General features: G+C 61.8%; 18 protein-coding genes. 9 read left to right on the forward strand and 9 right to left on the reverse strand.

What is annotated here, in order from left to right; translation table 11 throughout:
• Positions 1 to 123 precede the first annotated feature (123 nt).
• A complete protein-coding gene (locus AC1DWA_RS26330) occupies positions 124 to 1,449 on the reverse strand; it encodes a serine hydrolase domain-containing protein (RefSeq protein WP_151530826.1) in 1,326 nt (441 codons plus the stop codon).
• Between the two features lie 86 nt (positions 1,450 to 1,535).
• On the opposite strand from AC1DWA_RS26330, the gene AC1DWA_RS26335 reads away from it, so the two are divergent.
• Entirely contained in the window at positions 1,536 to 3,128 is a 1,593-nt protein-coding gene (locus AC1DWA_RS26335; protein WP_151530825.1) for a D-alanyl-D-alanine carboxypeptidase/D-alanyl-D-alanine-endopeptidase, read from the forward strand.
• 132 nt (positions 3,129 to 3,260) lie between these two features.
• Positions 3,261 to 3,923 carry a GAP family protein gene (locus tag AC1DWA_RS26340; protein ID WP_042951710.1) on the forward strand — a complete coding sequence of 221 codons (663 nt, stop codon included), beginning with the start codon at positions 3,261 to 3,263 and terminating at the stop codon, positions 3,921 to 3,923.
• A 51-nt stretch (positions 3,924 to 3,974) separates the two neighbouring features.
• Here AC1DWA_RS26340 and AC1DWA_RS26345 read toward each other — a convergent pair whose 3' ends face one another.
• On the reverse strand, positions 3,975 to 5,438 hold the full coding sequence (locus AC1DWA_RS26345; protein ID WP_477845928.1) for a glycoside hydrolase family 5 protein: 1,464 nt from the start codon (positions 5,436 to 5,438) through the stop codon (positions 3,975 to 3,977).
• Positions 5,439 to 5,612: 174 nt separating this feature from the next.
• On the opposite strand from AC1DWA_RS26345, the gene AC1DWA_RS26350 reads away from it, so the two are divergent.
• Both AC1DWA_RS26350 and AC1DWA_RS26355 read left to right on the forward strand, forming a co-directional pair.
• Positions 5,613 to 6,533: an alpha/beta hydrolase gene (locus tag AC1DWA_RS26350; RefSeq protein WP_477845929.1), complete on the forward strand. Its 921-nt coding sequence runs from the start codon at positions 5,613 to 5,615 to the stop codon at positions 6,531 to 6,533.
• Positions 6,534 to 6,717: 184 nt separating this feature from the next.
• Entirely contained in the window at positions 6,718 to 7,626 is a 909-nt protein-coding gene (locus tag AC1DWA_RS26355) for a tyrosine-protein phosphatase (RefSeq protein WP_477845930.1), read from the forward strand.
• A gap of 187 nt (positions 7,627 to 7,813) precedes the next feature.
• Here the strand turns inward: AC1DWA_RS26355 and AC1DWA_RS26360 are convergent, their stop codons facing one another.
• The gene (locus tag AC1DWA_RS26360; RefSeq protein ID WP_020969429.1) at positions 7,814 to 8,389 is read right to left on the reverse strand and encodes a TetR/AcrR family transcriptional regulator; all 576 of its coding nucleotides are present in this window, start codon (positions 8,387 to 8,389) and stop codon (positions 7,814 to 7,816) included.
• A gap of 106 nt (positions 8,390 to 8,495) precedes the next feature.
• Between AC1DWA_RS26360 and AC1DWA_RS26365 the strand changes: the two genes are divergently transcribed.
• Positions 8,496 to 9,677 (forward strand): GDSL-type esterase/lipase family protein, encoded by a 1,182-nt coding sequence (locus tag AC1DWA_RS26365; RefSeq protein ID WP_477845931.1) that lies wholly within the window; start codon positions 8,496 to 8,498, stop codon positions 9,675 to 9,677.
• A 48-nt stretch (positions 9,678 to 9,725) separates the two neighbouring features.
• Here AC1DWA_RS26365 and AC1DWA_RS26370 read toward each other — a convergent pair whose 3' ends face one another.
• Complete coding sequence (locus AC1DWA_RS26370; RefSeq protein ID WP_080910499.1) at positions 9,726 to 10,214, reverse strand: nitroreductase family deazaflavin-dependent oxidoreductase; 489 nt, start codon at positions 10,212 to 10,214, stop codon at positions 9,726 to 9,728.
• 169 nt (positions 10,215 to 10,383) lie between these two features.
• Here AC1DWA_RS26370 and AC1DWA_RS26375 point away from each other — a divergent pair, with 169 nt between their 5' ends.
• The gene (locus tag AC1DWA_RS26375) at positions 10,384 to 10,890 is read left to right on the forward strand and encodes a VOC family protein (RefSeq protein WP_019748135.1); all 507 of its coding nucleotides are present in this window, start codon (positions 10,384 to 10,386) and stop codon (positions 10,888 to 10,890) included.
• Positions 10,891 to 10,942: 52 nt separating this feature from the next.
• Positions 10,943 to 11,773 (forward strand): MerR family transcriptional regulator, encoded by an 831-nt coding sequence (locus AC1DWA_RS26380; protein WP_477845932.1) that lies wholly within the window; start codon positions 10,943 to 10,945, stop codon positions 11,771 to 11,773.
• Between the two features lie 19 nt (positions 11,774 to 11,792).
• On the opposite strand, the gene AC1DWA_RS26385 is transcribed toward AC1DWA_RS26380, so the two are convergent.
• Positions 11,793 to 11,966, reverse strand: a complete 174-nt coding sequence (locus tag AC1DWA_RS26385) for a hypothetical protein (protein WP_153211278.1) — start codon at positions 11,964 to 11,966, stop codon at positions 11,793 to 11,795.
• Between the two features lie 245 nt (positions 11,967 to 12,211).
• On the opposite strand from AC1DWA_RS26385, the gene AC1DWA_RS26390 reads away from it, so the two are divergent.
• A complete protein-coding gene (locus tag AC1DWA_RS26390) occupies positions 12,212 to 13,261 on the forward strand; it encodes a lipoate--protein ligase family protein (protein ID WP_477917226.1) in 1,050 nt (349 codons plus the stop codon).
• A 62-nt stretch (positions 13,262 to 13,323) separates the two neighbouring features.
• On the opposite strand, the gene AC1DWA_RS26395 is transcribed toward AC1DWA_RS26390, so the two are convergent.
• Together AC1DWA_RS26395 and AC1DWA_RS26400 are read right to left on the reverse strand one after the other, a co-directional pair.
• The gene (locus tag AC1DWA_RS26395; protein WP_021333568.1) at positions 13,324 to 14,484 is read right to left on the reverse strand and encodes a DUF7802 domain-containing protein; all 1,161 of its coding nucleotides are present in this window, start codon (positions 14,482 to 14,484) and stop codon (positions 13,324 to 13,326) included.
• Positions 14,484 to 15,428: a metal-dependent hydrolase gene (locus tag AC1DWA_RS26400; RefSeq protein WP_029255210.1), complete on the reverse strand. Its 945-nt coding sequence runs from the start codon at positions 15,426 to 15,428 to the stop codon at positions 14,484 to 14,486. The genes AC1DWA_RS26395 and AC1DWA_RS26400 overlap by 1 nt, the downstream gene beginning before the upstream one ends.
• A 226-nt stretch (positions 15,429 to 15,654) precedes the next feature.
• Here AC1DWA_RS26400 and AC1DWA_RS26405 point away from each other — a divergent pair, with 226 nt between their 5' ends.
• Positions 15,655 to 16,311, forward strand: coding sequence for a TetR/AcrR family transcriptional regulator (locus AC1DWA_RS26405; RefSeq protein WP_019748141.1), 657 nt, complete (start codon positions 15,655 to 15,657; stop codon positions 16,309 to 16,311).
• Here the strand turns inward: AC1DWA_RS26405 and AC1DWA_RS26410 are convergent.
• Positions 16,277 to 17,011, reverse strand: a complete 735-nt coding sequence (locus tag AC1DWA_RS26410; RefSeq protein WP_020907480.1) for an energy-coupling factor transporter transmembrane component T family protein — start codon at positions 17,009 to 17,011, stop codon at positions 16,277 to 16,279. The two genes, AC1DWA_RS26405 and AC1DWA_RS26410, sit on opposite strands and share 35 nt — an antisense overlap.
• Positions 17,008 to 19,047, reverse strand: a complete 2,040-nt coding sequence (locus AC1DWA_RS26415; RefSeq protein ID WP_477917228.1) for an ABC transporter ATP-binding protein — start codon at positions 19,045 to 19,047, stop codon at positions 17,008 to 17,010. The genes AC1DWA_RS26410 and AC1DWA_RS26415 overlap by 4 nt, the downstream gene beginning before the upstream one ends.
• Between the last annotated feature and the right edge of the window lie 3 nt (positions 19,048 to 19,050).

The raw sequence follows: 19,050 nt of genomic DNA on the forward strand, positions 1-19,050 counted from the left end.
GATCTCGTATGCCGACCAGTCCTTGACCGTCAGCAGTCCCAGGATCATGTACGAGGTAGGTGTGAGATCACGCTGAGCCACATGGCTCCCTTCGTTCCGCGGTTACATCCGAGCCTACAAGTGCTACTTCCCTTCACCGTTTGCATCCTCGGTGTCGGCGATGTCGTCGGATGTGTCCTGAGCGGGCTTGCCGTAGATGAAGGGGACGAGCGCTGCAGCGACGGCAGAGGCCGGGGCGAAACCATCGGCCGTGGGTGCCAGATTTCCCCACACCACCAAGGTCACGTCGTTGACCGGGTCGTACCCCATGAACGAGTTGTAGCCGGGCAGTTCGCCGATGTGGCCGTACATCGGACCCATTTGAGCGATACCGTATCCGTATCCTGCAGATCCTTCGCCATCTGTGGGTTGCACACTGTTCAAACGCAACTCTTGTGTGGCGGGACTCAGGAGCGAACCGGTTCCCAGAGCTTTGACCCATGTCGCCATGTCGTTTGCAGTCGAAATTCCCTGACCTGCAGACCATGTCCACGAGGGATTGTGCCTAGTGGTGTTGGTCGGTTTTTCGGTGCCTGCGGCGATCGCGTCGAGGCGAGATTGTGGGAGAGCCTCTTTGCCTTCGCCGAGCGTTTCGACGTTGCCACTGTAGGTGTAGCCGTCTGCAAAGGGAGTCGGGATGCTGGTGTCGGTGTTCGCAGGAAACGACGTCCCTGCCAGTGCGAGTGGCCCGAAGAATCGGTCCGCGAAGATCTGCTGAATCGGCTTGCCGTCCAGCTGCTCGGCGATCAAGCCGAGGAGAACGGTATTGGTGTTGGAGTAGTGATAACCGGAGTCGGGCGCGAAATACGGCGGCTGGCTCAGCCCCATTGCCAGCAGTTCCTCGGGTGTCCACACTCGCTCCGGTTGCTCGTCGAGCGCCCGGTTGAGTTCGAGGGTTTCGGTGTAGTTGTACAGGCCGCTACGCATGTCGAGCAGGTCGCCGATGGTGATGTTGTCGCCGTTGGGGACATCGGGGCGGAACTTGCTGACCGGATCGGTTACCGCAACCTTGCCTTCGTCGACCAACTGCAGGATGGCCGTACCGGTCCAGGTCTTGGTGTTCGAGCCCACGCGAACCTTGGTGTCCAGAGTGGGAGGCTCGTTCACGCCTTCCTTGACCGAACCCCATGTGTTGACGTACTTCTGCGTCGGCGTCGTGACCATGACCACCATTGCGATCTCACGGAACTCTTCTGCCTTCTCGGAGACGACGGAATCCATTGCGGCGCTGTCGAAAGACAAGACGGCGCTGTCCGCAGACCCGGCGGAGGTCGGCGGGGACGATGAGGGGGACTCGGAATCGGTTGCGGACGAACAGGCTGAGAGCAGCAATGCCGTAGCGATGCAGGCCACAGCCACTTTGCGGGTCTTGACGTTGTGAAAGGACGTCGACTTCCCAAAAGGGTTCATAGAGGGACTTTAAACGATACTGCACTCTGCATGCTGCACTTTGCAGTAAATTACGACAAATCAGTCATGCATCCTCAGGAGCGTCCATGCCGCACACCACATCAGTTCGCGCCGTCGCTGCGTTGATCAGCGTCGGAGTAGTCCTCACCGCATGTTCGGCGAAGCCGTCGAATTCCGATTCCGCATCGGCTCCGGCGCAACAGGTTCCAGAGGAGGCAGCCCGCATCATGGCCACCGATCCGTACGCCATGGCTCGGTGGTCCTATCTCTTGGTCGACCCCGCCACCGACGAGGTGATTTACAGCAACAATGCTGATAGCTCTATGTTTTTGGCTTCCCAGACCAAACATTTCACCGTCGGCACCGCCTACGACACCCTTGGTGTAGACCACACTGTCACCACCCCCGTTTATGCCACTTCTCTCCCCGTCGAGGGCACCCTTACCGGTGATCTGGTGCTGGTCGGCTCCGGTGACCTCGCGCTCGGTGGGCGCAACGCCGCACAAGGCCGATTCGATTTCGCCACCGACGGCATCGACCACGTCTACGCCGATGCCCTGCCAGGAGCCGTTCTCGCGCCCGGTGATCCGCTGGCAGGCCTGAACGATCTCGCACGACAAGTAGCCGACGCCGGCATCACTCGGGTAAACGGCGACGTTCTGGTGGACCCTCGTCTGTGGGACACATACTCGACAGTCGAAGGCCTGGTCCCGTCGATTTTCGTCAACGACAACCTCGTCGATATCCAGGCGAGTCCGGGTGCGGTAGGTGAGCCCGCCGCCATCGACATGCTTCCCGGCAACGGCCTGTTCCGCGTCGATGCTCAGGTCACCACGGGTGAGGAAGGTAGCGACTCGACTCTGAAGGTTGCGGCCGATCCGTCCGATCCCACCCGGATCAACGTGACCGGGTCGGTGCCGGCTGGAAAGACATCGCTGACTGTCTATCGCATTACCGACGCGCCGACGTGGGCGCGTCAGCTGTTCGTAGAAGCACTGCGACGCAATGGAATCGAGGTTGCATCGGTATCTCGTACGAACAGCACGGCTGCCCTGCCTGTCGATCGGACATATTCAGGAAGTCGACAAGTTGCGAGCCTGCAATCGGCACCAATTTCGGAGTCGGGAGGGATGATTCTCGCGACAAGCTACAACACGGGCGCGAACACTTTCTTGTGTCTGTTGGCAGTAGCGACAGGATCGTCGTCGTGCAGCGACGGTCTTCCCACCGTGCGGGCACTCGCCGAGAAGGCAGGTATTGCAGCATCCGACCTGGTGGTCATGGACGGTCAGGGTGGAGACCCGTCACAATCGACGCCCGCAGCCGTCCTCCAGTGGCTCGACTGGGTGGACCAGCAGCCATGGGCCGATACGTTCTGGGCAGGTCAACCCGTACTCGGTGAGCGAGGCTCGTTGTCGGGCGTGGGAACCGACAGTCCGGCAAAGGGGAAGGTCATCGGTAAGACGGGAACATCCGCCGACGTCGAATCTGACACCGGCAGGTTGATAGTCACTCTTCAAGCGTTGTCGGGTTACATGATCACCCCCGACGATCGCCGACTTCTGTTTGTCGTCGCCGTCAGCGATGCAGTGTTTCCCGACCTGCCTAGGGGCGTGTTCCAAGTCGGGGGAGACGTCGGTGGTGTTGCCGCTGCATTCCAACAAGCACAGACGAATTGACGGGGCGAGACGGAGGTCCGGCGTTCGGGCGCTCATCCCTTTCGAATGAGGCACGAACGATGTAAGCGCACAGAGTGTCAGCATTGGCGCGCAGCGGTATCGACTGCGTCCCGATGAGAAACGAGTTTTGACATGGGTTCCGTTATCGGAGATCTCCTCCCCATAGCTGTCGGTGTCGCCGTGTCTCCGGTAGCCGTCATCGCCACGATCTTGATGTTGCTCTCCAAGCGCGCGGGTAGCACCAGCATCGGGTTCGCGTTGGGTTGGCTGCTCGGAATCTTCATTGCCACAGTTCTTTTTGTCATCCTGTCCAGTGCCCTCAGCGCCTCGGGCAATGGACCGTCTGCCACGGTATCGTGGATCAAACTAGCTCTCGGTGTACTCCTGTTGGCGGTCGGGGTCAAGCAGTGGCGAGGGCGCAGCGGCGAGCACGAAACACCGAAGTGGATGCAAGCCATCGACGAGATGACCGCGGTCAAGGGGTTGGGCCTAGGATTCGCGCTCGCCGCGATCAACCCGAAGAATCTGCTGATGTGCATCGCGGCGGGAGTGTCGATCGGCTCGGCGTCGCTGGCGACCAGTGGAGTGATCGCCTCTGTCCTCGCCTTCACGATCATCGCCAGTTCAACGGTCGCGATCCCGGTCATCGGATACCTGGTGGCTGCTGATCGTCTGCGCGAGCCGTTGGCCAAACTCAAAGTCTGGCTCCAGGACAACAACACCACGGTGATGAGTGTGTTGATCTTGGTCGTCGGAGTTGTTCTGATCGGCAAAGGAATCGGCGGAGTCTTCTGATAAACCCTCTTTCAGGTGGTGTGAACGCGGACCGCCGAGGTGGGTGTCCTATCAGGCCAAGTTCACCGCGTAGTCGCCATCGGCGTGGCCGATCAGTTGCCAGCCGCCCTCTATCGGGGACAGTCGGACGTCAGCGAGATTCGTGGTCTCGAGCTGTGGCCGGTCGGTGCCGGGGTACCAGGCTTCGACCTGTCCGGTACCCGTCCCGGTAAACCCGTTGCGCGACAACCCCGTCAGTGTGCCGGGCGCTGCTCGCGGATAAGCACGCGAGAGAGGCCCGGCAAATCCCTCTACGAGCCCGAGTGATTCGCCGGAAGGGCAGTCGATGCGATTCAAATTTCCTTGCGGCTGGTGGGTATTGCCGTCCCGAACCGGGTGGGGGTCACCGCACGCTTGTGTCCACGACCACCACGCGCCGCCCATCCGGTACTTGTCGGTGGCGTCGACGAAGCGGTCGACGTCTGCTCCCTGCTCGCCGGCATCCCCGAACCAACCCCATTCACCCGTCCACAACGGGGCGTCGTACCAGGCGGCAGCGCGGTCGGCGATCTTGAACCCGTCTTCGATTCCGGGGAATTCGCTACTGACTGTTATCGATTCGCTGTAGAGATGTGGCGAGAAGACCACCAGAGGATCGGTCAGGTACTGGCGTGGGGGCAGCGCGTCGAAGCCGAATGCCGACCAGATCGCGCTGGGCTCGAAGAACACGAGGTGCGGAAATCCGCCTGATTCGGCCTGTCTGATGGCGTCGGTGGCCCGCTTGTAGAACTGCCCGATCTGATCAGCGGCGGTGAATGGATCGCGCAGGCCGGGATTCGGTTCGTTCAAAAGGTCGTATCCTGCCACCGCCGGTTCGTCTTTGAACTCGGCGGCCAACCGCGCCCACGTAGCCACGAGGCGACTCTGGATTCCTTGCTCGTCGTCGTAAAACGCCTGGAAGGCATGGGCGATCGCCGGTGCGGCTTCCCGGAGTCCACCGATGTTGCAGGTCGTCCATCCGCCGGTCAGGGTTGCCCACTCCGGTGCGCCGTCCCAGCCGACTCCCGGCTCCATGAAAGACGGGCACGACTGGTCGCTCGGGGTGCCGACGTACGGGCCCCATGCGTCCTGATGCATGTCGAGAACGGTGTAAATGCCGTGATCTTTCGCGTTCTGGACTGCGCCTCGAATCCGGTCGACATACGCAGTGTCGAATGCACCGCGGGTCGGTTCGAGGAGGGACCACGCGACGTTGAGTCGGACGACGTTGAAGCCCAGCGCAGCCATCTGCGCGAAGTCCGTTCTTCCCAGCGGCGTAACGGTGGGTAGACCGGTGCCGTTGGTTGCGTAGTCATTGAGACCGTTGGCGTTCACGCCGCGGAGCAACACCGTTCGTCCGTCGACGTCCTTGATCGTTCGATCTGCGACGGTCAGTTGGGGGAGAGTCCAGCCCGGATCCGGAGGTGAAGCGTTTGCCGCCGGGGCTGCAATCTGGATAGCCAGGATTGCAAGGGTGGCAAGCAACAGCGCGCGCATCCGGTGACCTTTCTAGACAAACGTCCAATTTGGAGATGAGGGTAGCGCGAGAAAGCCTTTCTGCGGCGCGATTCGCACATACCCGTCACGTCTTCACTGCCTGGAATGCCCCGGCTCGAGGCTGCTGTACGGGGTGCGAGAATTGTCGACAAGTCGCGACCCGAGGGAGCATTTGTGAAGCTTGCACTGACTGATCTGGCCGAACAACTACCCGGCGACGATGTGGCGATCACCCGAGCGTTCTATGCGCCGCGGCTTGCCGGTGTCGGTCCGAGTTCGCTGCAGGAACTGCTTGTGGCGCGAGCATCCAGGGTGGTTGAGCCCACGGCGACCCGGGCTGTTGAACACACACTCGACATCGAGGGTCGATCCGTTTCAGTGCGCGTAGTCACGCCGAAAGACGGCGTTGTCAACGGGGTCTATCTGTATCTTCCGGGTGGTGGTTTCTACATAAGTTCAGCGGCCAGCGCTGACGCCCGAAGTACGAGACTTGCCGACGCGGTCGGGGTGGCAGTGGTTACCGTCGATTACCGGCTTGCACCGGAATTCCCTTGGCCTGCAGCGCCGGACGATTGTGAGGCAGTTGCTTTGTGGCTACTTGATGTCGCTGCCGAACGGTTCGGGACGACCAGGCTCGCCATCGGTGGCATGTCGGCGGGAGCAACCTTGGTGACGACGACATTGCTGCGCCTTCGTGATCGAGGTCTGGCCAAGTCGTTTTCGGGTGCCGTGCTGGAAGCGGGCACGTACGACGTCAGTGCGCAGACTCCCGCGGGCCGCACCATCAGCGACGAATACTTCATCGAAGCCTATGTCGGGCATGTCGATGATCGCACTCTCCCGGATATTTCTCCGACATTCGGCGAACTCAGCGGCCTGCCGCCAACCCTCGTGGTGGTCGGATCAGAAGACGTGGTTCTGGCTGAGAACCTTGCCATGGTGGCGCGGCTGTCGGCGGCCGGTAACGACGTCGACTTGCGCCTCTATCCTGTTGTCCCGCATGGATTTACAAACCATCCAACGCCTGTTGCCCGGCGTGCTGCGCTCGATATGGGTGCTTGGCTTCGGAATCGACTCGACTCCGACCCCGCGTGACAAGCACGGGCGCGGTTCAGTGTGCCGAGGGTGTAGGAGTGGCAGGAGCGGGCAATTCGGACACCTGAACAAATGTCCGGTTTTTGGGGCAAAGTCGGGACGAGGAGCGCGCCACCCTTGTAATCTCGCACGTGAGTTTGCGGGGGCGCGGGGTCGTCCAGCACAGCGAGTGAAGAGGACGACGATGACGACTGCTTACACGCGCCGCCGAGGGGCGCATTCTTTCGGAATTGCCCTCACTGCGCTGTTTACCGTGGTGGCGGCCTTGACCGTTCCCGCACTCGCCTCCGCCTCGAGCGGCGACCCGCAATCGGGTTCGAGCCAGTTCGGATCGTCCGAGGAGCAACCGCCGCTGCCGGAGATCCCACCGCCGTCCGCGGCCGAGATCAGGCTCGACGAGGCGCGGAACTTCCGCGACATCGGCGGCTATCGGACTACCGACGGCAGGACCGTCCGGACAGGCCTGGTGTTCCGTTCCAACAAGCTCAGCTCGCTCAATGAGACTGATCTGGCCAAACTCACCGCCGCGAACCTGACCCTCGACGTCGATCTGCGTAACACCTCCGAACGCACGGAGGATCCCGATCGGATCCCCGCCGGGGTCACCTACCAGGTCGCCGACGTCGTCAGCATCGACCATGGCATCGCGTTCCACGAGTTCGTTCCCCTGACCCTCGGTCGCGCATTGATCGACGGCGCGGTCAACGGAACCTCGAACATCGGCCAGAGCATCGGCTACCCGTTCATGGTCAACTACCGTGGCTCCGATGTCGCCTTCCATGATCTGCTGACGGCGATCGCGAACAACTCCGACGGCGCAACCGTCTACCACTGCAGCGCAGGGAAGGATCGCACCGGTTGGGGTACCGCGATCCTGCTGACCATCCTCGGTGTCCCGCGTGAGGTCATCAGTGCGGACTTCATGGCGTCGAACACGTACCTGGGCCGGGACGACGCGGTGGACCTGTCGTGGCTCGATGCGGCGTACGCCCAGGTGGACCGGCTCTACGGCGGTATGGATACTTACGTACGGGAGGGCCTCGGCGTCGACCAGGACACTATCGACTCTCTGCGTGCCAAGCTTCTCCTCTAGGCGCAGCCCCAGGCCTCGACTTCCTGCCCACTCGGACCCTCTGCTGTTCCAGTGCGACCAATGATTACGGGAATGCGCAATTTTGTGGCGCTGCTCCTGCGGTGGGCTCGACGTTGCGGTCTCCATCATCAGGCCGCATGCCATCACCAAGTGGCGCAGAAACTTTGCTCAGAAGAAGCACGCCTGATCATGCACTCGACGCTGGCCAATTGGTCAGCATCGAATCGAGAGCCTCGAGGATCCTGGACCAGCTTTCGGCGCTGTCCGGTGCACTGTGGCTGAACGATCCACCTAACTCCAGGCTGGCATATCCATGGAAAACGCTGCCTAGCAACCGAACTGCGTGAGTCTGGTCGAGGTCGGTGAGGTTGTATCCGCGCAGAATCGATCGCATCATCTGCGAGTGTCTGAAGCCCGCGCTCGCTGCTGCGTCCTCCGGGGTGAGGCGCATCTGTGACGCGGCGTACCGGCCGGGGTGTGCCTTCGCGTAGTCGCGATAGACGTTCGCGAAGGCGGTCAAAGCGTCGCGGCCGGACCGACCGGCCACGGCGTCGGCAGCCTGGCCGGCCATCTCCTCCAAAGCGAGCAACGCGATTCTGGTTTTGAGGTCGTTCGAACTCTTCACGTGGGAGTACAGGCTTGCGACCTTGACGTCGAACTGCCTGGCGACTGCCGATACGGTCACGTGCTCGAAGCCGACCTCGTCGGCCAATTCCGCGCCCGCCATCGCGAGGCGGTCGGCTGTGAGTCCTGCGCGAGGCATGTCAATCGGTCCTGTTCGTTGGGAGGGTAAACCACTTGCCTAAAGAGTATAGGCAAATTACTATCAGCAGTAGCAAACTTCCGTAAACGATTTTCAGGTGAATGAAATGCACAGCCAGAGCAGCTGGATTACTACCGAAATTTCCGACGACATCGTGCGCGGAGCCCTCGAAATCGAACGGACCGAACGCGGTGTGCTGACGCACCGCCTACCTGCCAAGGCTCGCACGCAATTCGCTGACGGGCAGATGGCAATGGCGCAATCACAACCGTCCGGAGTGCGGCTAGTATTCCGAACCAGCGCCACGAGCATCGAACTAGATACTCTGCCCACGAAAATGATCTACACCGGCGCTCCGCCGAGGCCGCAAGGGGTGTACGACCTGCTCGTCGACGGCGAACTGGCCGGGCAAGCAAGCGCTACGGGCGGCAATACGGTGACGATCGACATGGCTACCGGTACCGCTCAGAGGCAGTCCGGACCTGTCAGTATCATCCGTTTCGCGGAGCTGCCCGCGCGATCCAAGACCGTCGAGATCTGGTTGCCACACAACGAGACCACCGAACTTGTCGCATTGCGAACCGACGCGCCACTCGAACTCGCGGTTGATACGAAGCGCCGCGTGTGGCTCCATCACGGAAGCTCGATCAGTCAAGGATCCGGCGCTGAAAGTCCCTCCGGCACTTGGCCTGCTCTTGCAGCCTCCGTCGGCGGCGTGGATCTGATCAACCTCGGGTTCAGTGGCAGTGCTCTGCTGGACCAGTACACCGCCCGCGCGATGCGCGACACTTCTGCTGACCTGATCAGCATCAAGATGGGCATCAATCTGGTCAACTCCGACGTGATGCGCCTACGGGCCTTCACATCTGCAATGCACGGCTTCCTCGACACGGTTCGCGACGGTCATCCAGTGGCTCCGCTGTTGGTCGTTTCGCCCGTCTATTGCCCGATCCACGAGGACACACCGGGGCCTGGCGCCTTCGACTTCGACGCTCTTGCCAGAGGCGAAATGCGATTCGTTGCCACCGGAGATCCCGCCGAGCGGGCATCCGGGAAGCTGACGCTGCGCTCGATTCGGGAAGAGTTGGCGCGCATCGTAACCCAGCGGTCAGTCGATGATCCCAATCTGCATTACGTCGACGGGTGTGATCTCTACGGTGCCGCGGAGAACGAAGAGTTGCCGCTTCCCGATCAGCTCCATCCGGACGCTGCAACGCATCGTCTCATCGGCGAACGCTTTGCCCAACGTGTATTCGCAGACGGCGGTGTATTCGCCGGCGAGGTGTAATCGCCGGCGAGGTGTAATTGCGCAATCTGATTCGGCTCACACCACCACTCACATCACGGTGAGCCGAATCAGCGGGTACTTGCGATCGGACTTGCTCTGGTACTTGGCGATTCGGGGCTGGGCGGTGGCCACTTGGTGCCACGCATGCTCGCGATCGTCGCCTTCGAGTTCGTGAGCTGTGACTGGTACGACATTTCGGCCGGGCATCTCGATAGACACTCGATCGGGATGCGCCACCACATTCGAGTGCCAGTCCGGGTTTCGACCGCCGCCGCCCGAAGCCACGATCAACAGACCGCCCCTGCCGTCGGACAGGTGCATCAGCGGAGTCTCTCGGGGTTGCCCGCTGCGTCGGCCTACCGTGTGCAGGATGAGGACGTCCATTCCCATGAACGTGCCTTTCCCGCGCCGAATCTTGCGATTCGTGCGGGCGTTCGCGTTCCGCTGCATCCACCGTGACAGTGCGCCGGGACCGCCGGACTTCGGTTCGCAGTGATTCCCGATGGGATCTCTCGGTGTTGGATCCGTCTGTGCCATGGTCGGCTACCTCCAGTTTGTCGGCGTGAGCGTCGTTTCGACAAACCTATGAGGCTTGCGGGCTCGGTGCTTCTCGATTTCTGATCACTGTGTTTTCCGGTCACTGTGTTTTGTGATCGGAGTTCACAAGATTTGACCCTGACGTAGCGTGAGGGCTCACGATGACTTCATGACCGACACCTACCCTGCATTCGACGTCAGCCCCGTCCCTGTCCCTACGACCGATGCCGTGCCTCCGGAACAGTTCCGAGGTCTCTACGGTATGCCGATGTTCGTGTCTGTTCCGACTTCGGATCTGGCCGAATCGGCAGACTTCTGGATCCGCGGGCTCGGTTTCTTCGACCTCTTTTCGGTGCCTGATCGACTGACGCATCTGCGGCGCTGGGCATTTCAAGACGTTCTGCTCGTGCCCGGCGAGCGAGCAGATTCACCACCGTCCATCAGCGTGAGCTTTGCGTGTGTGCTGAGTCAGATCGACCAGATAGCAAAGGCGTGTGAGGAATTGCGGCCCGGATGCACCAGCGGTCCAGACCTGAAGCCGTGGAATTCACTGGAGTTGGAGATCGTGACACCGGAGAACGCGCGTGTGATCATGACGGCCGCTCGTCCGTACGACCCGAACAGTGCCGAGGCCGAGCATCTGCGAGGTATGGGAATTGACGGACCCGACGACTGAACAGAAGTCTGACGCGGTGGTCTCGCGCGCCGCGTCTGTCAAACTGGATGCCGTGACGGACCAACTCTTCGGAGGCGAGGCAGACAGTGCTCTTACCGTCGGTGCTGCCGCATCTCGGCTGGGCATAACTGTACGTACCCTTCATCATTGGGACGCAATCGGTTTGGTGTGCCCGTCCGGGCGCAGTGACGGTGGCTACCGGCTGTACACCGACGCCGACCTCGGCCGAATTGGTCGCGTACTTGTCTACCGCGACGTGGGCTTGTCGCTCGACGAGATCGGGATATTGCTCGAATCGCCGGCAGCCCACGTGGATGAAACACTGCGCGGGCAGCGCGCCGAGTTGCGACAACGGATTGCCGACTTGGAGCAACGGGGCGAGTCCTTGGATCGCATCATCGATGCCAGGAAGTCCGGTGTGCTGTTGCCGGCAGACGAGCAGGTGTCGATCTTCGGCCGACACTGGCAGCCGTCATGGGGGCCGGAGGCGCACGAGCGTTGGGGTGACAGCGCGCAGTGGGCGCAGCACGCGGAACGGTCGGCGGGTAGGACCGCTGAGGATTGGCAGAAGATCACCGACTGCGTCGAGACGCTCAACGAAGATCTGGCGTTGGCGTGCCGCGCGGGTGTCGAACCGGGAAGCGCCGAGGCGAATTCGCTGGCAGAACGCCACCGAGCGTCGATCGGGGTCTACTTCGACTGCACACATTCGATGCAGGTGTGTCTGGGGCGGATGTACGTGGCCGATCCGGGATTCTCCGAGTTCTACGACGCGCTGTTCTACGAGACGGTCGAGGACGGTCTGACCGCGTGGCTCCGCGCTGTCATCGATGCGAACGCTCTGGCACATGGAGTTGTCCCCGAATCGGCGACATGGGTGTGAGTGAGCTGGTGGTCGCTCGTCAGTCCAAAGACGCGCAGGCAGTGCACCACGGTCGGCCGTCGACCCCGGGGGCACGATGGGGTACTGCGATGCGCGCGGCCAAAATGCAGCTTTCGTTGTCGTGATAGACGTCGAGATCCGAAGGAACCGTCGAGTGGAACGCCGGGACCTTCATGTCTACCTCCGTTGTCACTCGCCAGAGAGTTGGCTCGTTGCGGTAATCCTCCCACCCCAGCGATCATCTCGCCTGTCGGAAGAAGCACGTGTCAAGGCGGGGGCCGACACCTGCTGTCCTCGCCGCGCGATCATGGAGCCGCACAGCGGTTTACAGGTGTGAGAGCCTGATCACCCTTCCGGCCGAACCGATGCGCACTGCGCGCGCGGTGTGATCTTCGACGGCGCTCACCGCAGAGAATCGCACAGGGATAGGCTGGACGAATGCGTGGAGAGTACAAGGTTCCTGGTGGAAAACTGGTCGCGGTCGACGTCGAGGTGGCGGACGGTCGGCTGGCCGAAGTCGCAGTCTCGGGGGACTTCTTCCTCGAGCCCGACAGTGCGCTCGACGACATCAACGCGGCGTTGCGCGGAATGCCAGCCGACTCGGATGCAGAACAGTTGGCACAAGCTATCTCCAGTGCGCTCGACGAGTCCGTCTCGATGATCGGCTTCACGCCGCAGTCGGTCGGTATTGCGATCCGGCGCGCACTCGGTCACGCCACGAGTTGGGCGGATCACACGTTCGACCTCATCCCACCGGTGRTTCTGGACCCAGCGATGCACGTCGCGCTGGACGAGGTCATCGCGCGTGAGGTGGCATCGGGTGAGCGTCCGCCGACACTGCGATTCTGGGACTGGGACTCGCCCTTGGTCGTGATCGGATCGTTCCAATCCGTGCGTAACGAGGTCGACTCCGAGGCTGCTGCGCGGCACGGCATCGGCGTGGTGCGCCGAATCTCCGGTGGCGGCGCGATGTTCATGGAACCTGGCAACTGCATCACGTACTCGTTGGCAGTACCGGCGTCGTTGGTCGAAGGTTTGAGTTTCGAGCAGTCCTACGCGTTTCTCGATCAGTGGGTGATGGGAGCGCTGGCCGAGGTGGGTATCAACGCTCGGTACGTGCCGCTCAACGACATCGCCTCGGACAAGGGCAAGATAGCCGGCGCCGCTCAGAAGCGATTCGCGTCCGGCACCGTGCTCCATCACGTGACCATGGCCTACGACATCGATGCGGAGAAGATGACGCAGGTGCTGCGAATCGGGCGAGAGAAGATGTCGGACAAGGGAACCAAGAGCGCAGCCAAGCGGGTCGATCCGCTGCGTTCTCAAACCGGAATGACGCGTGCAGCGATCCTGGAGTCGTTTGCGCAGCACTTCCGCGGCCAGTACGACACCCGTGACAGCGACTACACGGACTCGGAGTTGGGGCAGGCGCGCAAGCTGGTGGACACGAAGTTCAGCACCGAAGCGTGGACTCACCGCGTCCCGTGACGCCGTTGTCTCGAGACACCGACAAACCGGGACGAGACCCGAGAGGTCTCGTCCCGGTCGACCTAGCTGGCCGGAGTCGTTGAGTTTGCCCCGAGAAGTTCAGCGTCGTCGACGACGGAGTTCCTCTTCGGAATGGTGAAAGTTGCGCTCACACACAGGATTGCGATGACGAAGCACGCCAGTGTGTACCACAGGTTCCCGATGGGATCTCCAGCGCTGGTGGAACCGTCGACTGCGTCGAAGAAGTCCGGAAGCGCACTCGCCCACAGTACGGCCATGACAACCAGGTACACCACGCTGTAAATCTGGACGAACCTGTTGGTGTGTGCAGGAGCGTTCGATTCTGCCGTGCGCAGGTTTCTCCACTGGCGGACGAGAACCACGATCGCGACCACTGTGAGGACGGCGAGTTCCGCCGCATAGAGGAACCCACGAACGGTGTCACTGCCCATCCCGAAGACCGTCGCCGGGAGCGGGAGAATGAACGTACCCAGCGAGGCCAGCAGGCCGATCACGATGGTGCGCCAAACCAACTGAAGCCCGGAGAAGTGCTTGCCGGCATCGACGTGCCGTCCGACGAAGTACTGGACGCAGAATGCCAACGACATCGGCCACAGAGCGGCGAAGACGACCACGCTGGGGAGTGGAACCGCGTCGAACATGGGTTGGTTGATCGGGTTCGACGTCGACCACTCCCACCACCGCAACTGGGGTCCGAGGTGATCGAAGATTTCGTAGAACGCATGGTGGACGAAGCCGACGCAGACTGCACCCAGCAGGGGACCGTATTTGCGGAAAACGCCGAGCATTCTGACTATTTCGAAGGCCAACGTCGCCATGAGCGGGTAGATGGCAATGATGTACAGCGGCAGTCGACCCCACATGAAGTCGACGGTGAACACGTTGTGCGCGAACATCGTGTCCACTTGTTCTTCGATGCCGAACGCTGCCGGGAAGTACAGCGGAGGCTCGATGATGAACAGGTAGGCGGTGGCGCCGAACCAAAGGACCAGGTTGGTGGGGTCGCCGTTGCGGCGCAGTCGCACGATCGCCAAGACCAGTGCGAGTACCGAGCCGACGATGATCGTCCATTCGAGTACGGGCAGGGTCCAGTTCTCGAGGGCCGCCGGGTTACGGAACTCGACGAGTCCACCTGCTTCCTGACAGGAGAAACCGAGTTCTGTTGCCAGTTGGGCAAACGTGGGGGAGCAGTGCTCTGCCATCAGTTGGCCCCTGACGTGATCGACTCTTGTGCCTGAGATTCGGCGGTGTACCAGCGTGTGCAGTCGTAGCCGTCGTCGTAACGCTTGAACCACTGGTCGGCCAGTGCGGGGAGCTTCTCGTGGTCCGGGTTGTGATTGGGCATCTGGCTGCGGAAGACACCGCCGAGCGCGACGAGTTGTTCGCCGAGTTGTAGGTGATCGAAGGCGCGGGGCATGGTGCCCTTGGTCAGGTAGGGCGCAAACGACGTCAGAATCTTCTGCTTGGTGCGGTGCATGGCGAACATCGACAGTGAGTCGACTTGCCGTTCGGAGAGTGGAACGTGCTGGTTGAACCCTGCACAGGCGATGCGAATCACCTTCATGACGTGCGCGAAGATCGACGGCGCCATTCGCATCCGGTAAAGCTCGCTTCCGACAACGGAATTGAAGATGATCAGTGCCGAGCTGCGATGCTCGACCTCCTCGACGAAGTGCCAGATGAACAGCGACGCGACGCGGTCGTCTCCCGGACGGAACAAGGTCGCCTCGTTGTCGAGCATCAGTTTGAACACCGGTGTGAAGGTCGCCTCCAGATCTGCGGTGTACGCGAGCCGGTAGTTCAACGAGGTCGCCTCGGTGAGTAGATCGAATTCACCGATCACGGCGTCGAGTGTGTTCTGCAGTCCGGGGTATCGCCTGATCAGAGCTTTCACATGTTGGCGGTGGGCGGTCGAGTGGTGGCCTTCTTGACGCATGAATGCCACGGCTTCCTCGGCGACCTCCGGATCGCTGATCCGCGACTTGGTTTGCATGATCATCTTCACGATCATCTTTTCGAAACCGATGGCCAGGAACGAGACCGCGTTGGACATGCTCGACCAGGCCGGATTCTCCGGGTTCCACAGGAAGGGAACGTCATGATCCTCGAATCCGAAATCCATCTTTCGGGGCTGAAGGTTGGTCACTTGTCGAACCTCGTCTTTCGGAGGGGCTGGTCAGGTGGCCGCTCTGGCATTCGAAGCCACGTGTGGCGGTAATCATACATATTGGTGTGCAGTTGTATGTTCACTTTTCGATGACGAACGTGAATTCGAGGGACGCAGATGCAAAACCTGCCTGTGTTAGCCTGTGGCTCTTGGACTTCGAGCGCAAAGACATGGTTCGAGCCTCGTTCGAGCGAGGAAGTGGGCAGTGGCACGAAGGCGTGGGTGGGGCGGCAATCCACCGGACAACGACGAAGATGCGTCTCGTCGAATTGTCGAGGCCGCGGTCGAGCTGATCGGACGGACGAGTTCGGAAATCAGCATCGGCGACGTGGCGGAGTCACTGGGCGTGATCCGGCAGACCGTGTATCGATACTTCCCCAGCGCCGACGCTCTGATGCGGGCAGCGGCGATCGCGTCGGTGGACGGTTACCTCGATCGACTCACCACACACGTGAGCGGCATCGAAGATCCCGTCGAGGCGATGACCGAGGGTGTTCTCTACACACTGACTCAGGTCCACCGAACACCGCATCTCGGCATCCTTCTGACAAGCACGAATTCGAGTCTGCACCCGGAGGGTCTGACCTCTCAGGAGGCGCAAGCCTTCGGAATGGCGATGATCAACCGCTTCGACGTGGACTGGGTGCATTACGGCTACGACGACGCGTCACTTCAGGAACTGGTCGAATACGTCCTGCGGACGATGCAGTCGTTTTTCCTCGCGCCTGGCGACCCACCGCGGAGCGATGAGGAACTGCGGCGATACCTACGGCGCTGGATGGGTTCTGCGATCATCGCCCAGGCAAATTCTGTCAGCGATGACTCGATCAGCGCAGAACTATCGTCAAAGCAACGGCACTGACGCACGCGGCGATGACGACGGTCAGTGCGAACAGGTCGGCGAGCTGAGGGCGCTTGGGGTACGCCGCAATCAGTCCAGTGCCCCCGCGAGCGGAGATTGCTTCGCCCATTTCGGCAGACCGCCGAATTGCCACGGACATGGTTGTGGTGATCAGGTCGACTATCGAATTGTCGGCCGCGCTGTTCACCACAGCTTTCGGGCGCAGTCGTCGCGCCGCTACCAGGGTGAGCATCTCGTCGATCAACAGTGGAAGTGAACGAATGCAGAGGGCGGTCGCGATGGCCCACTCGTCGACCGGGATCTTGAATATTCGCAGCGGTCTACCGAGCGTTGCCAGTGCCGGCGCCACGTCGCTCATCGACGTGGTCCACGCCAACATCAGTGAGACGCAGAGCAATACAAGACCGAACGTCACAGCTTGCAGGTAGATGAACACCGCGTCGATGCCGATCGGAAGGTTGATCAACGCGCCGAGCAGGATCAGCGCCCACAACCACCACGGAGGCCGGGGAACTGCAGTCGGGGGGATACGTCCGATCACCGCGGTCAGCAACAACAATCCCAGTACGACGCCGATCGCCGGCCAGGACGGCGCGGCCACGACCACGATGCTGACGAGAACGACGGCAACGATCTTCGTTCCGGCCCACAATCGGTGGATCGGCGATGAAGTCGGGACTTCGCGCAGAAGTGTTGTCACGTCGTCGATCCTTCCAAGGCACTGCTGGCGGCAGGGTCGAGGATGCGACCCTGCGACAGTCGAATTGTTCTGCTGCAGACGGCATCCATGCCGTCGACATCGTGGGAGATGACGACTACTGCGGTTCCGTTCCGACGAATCCACCTGAGTACGTTCAGGATTTCGTGTCGGCCGGGTGGATCGAGCCCGGCCAATGGTTCGTCGAGGATGAGTACTCGGGGTTGGCGGACGAGGAGACCGGCCAGTACGACGCRTCGCATCTGTCCGCCGCTCAACTCGTCGATACTGCGGCCGGCGATGTGACGGTCGAGTCCGACGGCGTCGAGCGCCCAGGAGACTTGCACCGATCCGATCTCCGGACCGCCGGCGGCCTCGATGTCTTCGGCGACGGTTCGGCGTTGCAGCTGCAGCCTCGAGTGTTGGAACGTCAGACCGACAGTGCCGAGCTGACGCGAGACGGGTTTGCCGTCGAAGACCGCGGTTCCCCGGCTCGGTGCGATCAAGCYCGCCATGATCCAGGCCAGGGTCGATTTACCGGAACCGTTGCCGCCCAGGACCAGTAGCCCGTCCCCGTCTCCGATGGTCAGATTCACGTCCGAGAGTGCGCGCCGCGACCACGGAGTCCGGTCGTTGTAGGTGTGGGTGACATCGGTGAGTTGGAGGACAGTTCGAGTGCCGGCCGGCCACGGCGCAGACGGCGGACCCGCGAACGTCGACGTCATCCAACCGGGTTGGTGATCGATCTGCCGTCCGCGGTGTAGTTGAATCACCCGATCTGCGTTGCGGGTGTCGGCGTGGTGATGGGTGACCAGCACCACGGCCATCGGATGGCGCTGGGGCAGTTCGGCGAGGAGCGAGACCAATTCCTCCCGGCCGGCCTGATCGACCATCGCGGTGGCTTCGTCCGCGATCAGCAGAGCGGGGCGACGAGCCAGAGCGGCAGCAACCGCCAGACGTTGCATCTCGCCGCCGGACAGCCCTGAGGTCTCGCGCATGCCCATGCCCGCGAGTCCCACCTCGGCCAGCAGTGCATCGACGTCGGGATGCGACTCGGGCGGAAGCCCCCAGACGACGTCATCGGCGACGCGGGTTCCGAGGATCTGGCTCTCGGGACGTTGGAGGACGACGGCGGTTCCGCCGTGTCGACCGAGACCGGCGGACCCGGGCCTCGTCAGGGTCCCGACGGTCGGTGCGCGACCGGCGAGCAACCGGGTGAGTGTGGACTTGCCCGAGCCGTTGTGGCCGACGACGGTGACGAACTCTCCTCGTCGGACCGTGAAGTTGACGTCGACGAGCGCCGGCGTCGATGCACTCGGATAGGTGAAGCCCACGTGATCGAAAGTGACCGGTAGCGGGTCGATCGGACGGTCGTCGGGAGCTGTCTGGAGCGGGTCGGCCGAGGGGAGTGCGGCCAATCGATCGAGGACGGCACCGAGGACAAAATAGGAGACGACGGTGCTGAGGACGATTCCGGAGCTGATCGACAGGCCGATCCACAACCACCAGTAGTCGATGATCGAGCCGATGCTGTTCTCGATCCATTCGGCTGCGCCGACCAGCGTCGGGGCACGCTTCAAGATTGCGGCCACGCCCAGCGCGGTGTTCTCCAGCGAGGTCAACAACAAGGTGCGCAGGGGCGCGAGAACAAGCAACAGGACTATGGAGAACAACGCCAGCGCGGGTCCGATGACAAGCGACGACAGCAACGCGGAGATGAAGCCGAGACCGCGCCGCTTGACCGTACCGATGATTCCGCCGAGGAGAGCGCTCAGCGCGACCGCCGCCGCAGATCCCGAACCCGCTGCGACGAAAGCGACCGCAGTAGCCGAGACGCCGGCCGTCATCACGGCGCGGACTCGAAAGCGCTGGGCAACAATTCCCATCGGAACGGCGGCCACGAGGTTGAGGGCGCTGGCCATGGGGATGACCGTGGCAATGACGGACAACGCGACCGTGAATCCGGCCATGACGGCACCCGTTGCCAACTCGAGTGGTCGAAGGTTGCCGGTTTCGCGGACTTGCGGACGGTTGCTCACTAC

Source organism: Rhodococcus sp. P4_F3_2 (assembly GCF_056401335.1).

Bases quoted from the DNA above. Each gene is read 5' to 3' on its own strand.
- AC1DWA_RS26360 (WP_020969429.1), bottom strand. From the start codon at position 8,389: ATGCCTCGCGCAGGACTCACAGCCGACCGCCTCGCGATGGCGGGCGCG.
- AC1DWA_RS26370 (WP_080910499.1), bottom strand. From the start codon at position 10,214: ATGGCACAGACGGATCCAACACCGAGAGATCCCATCGGGAATCACTGC.
- AC1DWA_RS26330 (WP_151530826.1), bottom strand. From the start codon at position 1,449: ATGAACCCTTTTGGGAAGTCGACGTCCTTTCACAACGTCAAGACCCGC.
- AC1DWA_RS26340 (WP_042951710.1), top strand. From the start codon at position 3,261: ATGGGTTCCGTTATCGGAGATCTCCTCCCCATAGCTGTCGGTGTCGCC.
- AC1DWA_RS26375 (WP_019748135.1), top strand. From the start codon at position 10,384: ATGACCGACACCTACCCTGCATTCGACGTCAGCCCCGTCCCTGTCCCT.
- AC1DWA_RS26345 (WP_477845928.1), bottom strand. From the start codon at position 5,438: ATGCGCGCGCTGTTGCTTGCCACCCTTGCAATCCTGGCTATCCAGATT.
- AC1DWA_RS26335 (WP_151530825.1), top strand. From the start codon at position 1,536: ATGCCGCACACCACATCAGTTCGCGCCGTCGCTGCGTTGATCAGCGTC.
- AC1DWA_RS26395 (WP_021333568.1), bottom strand. From the start codon at position 14,484: ATGGCAGAGCACTGCTCCCCCACGTTTGCCCAACTGGCAACAGAACTC.
- AC1DWA_RS26365 (WP_477845931.1), top strand. From the start codon at position 8,496: ATGCACAGCCAGAGCAGCTGGATTACTACCGAAATTTCCGACGACATC.
- AC1DWA_RS26355 (WP_477845930.1), top strand. From the start codon at position 6,718: ATGACGACTGCTTACACGCGCCGCCGAGGGGCGCATTCTTTCGGAATT.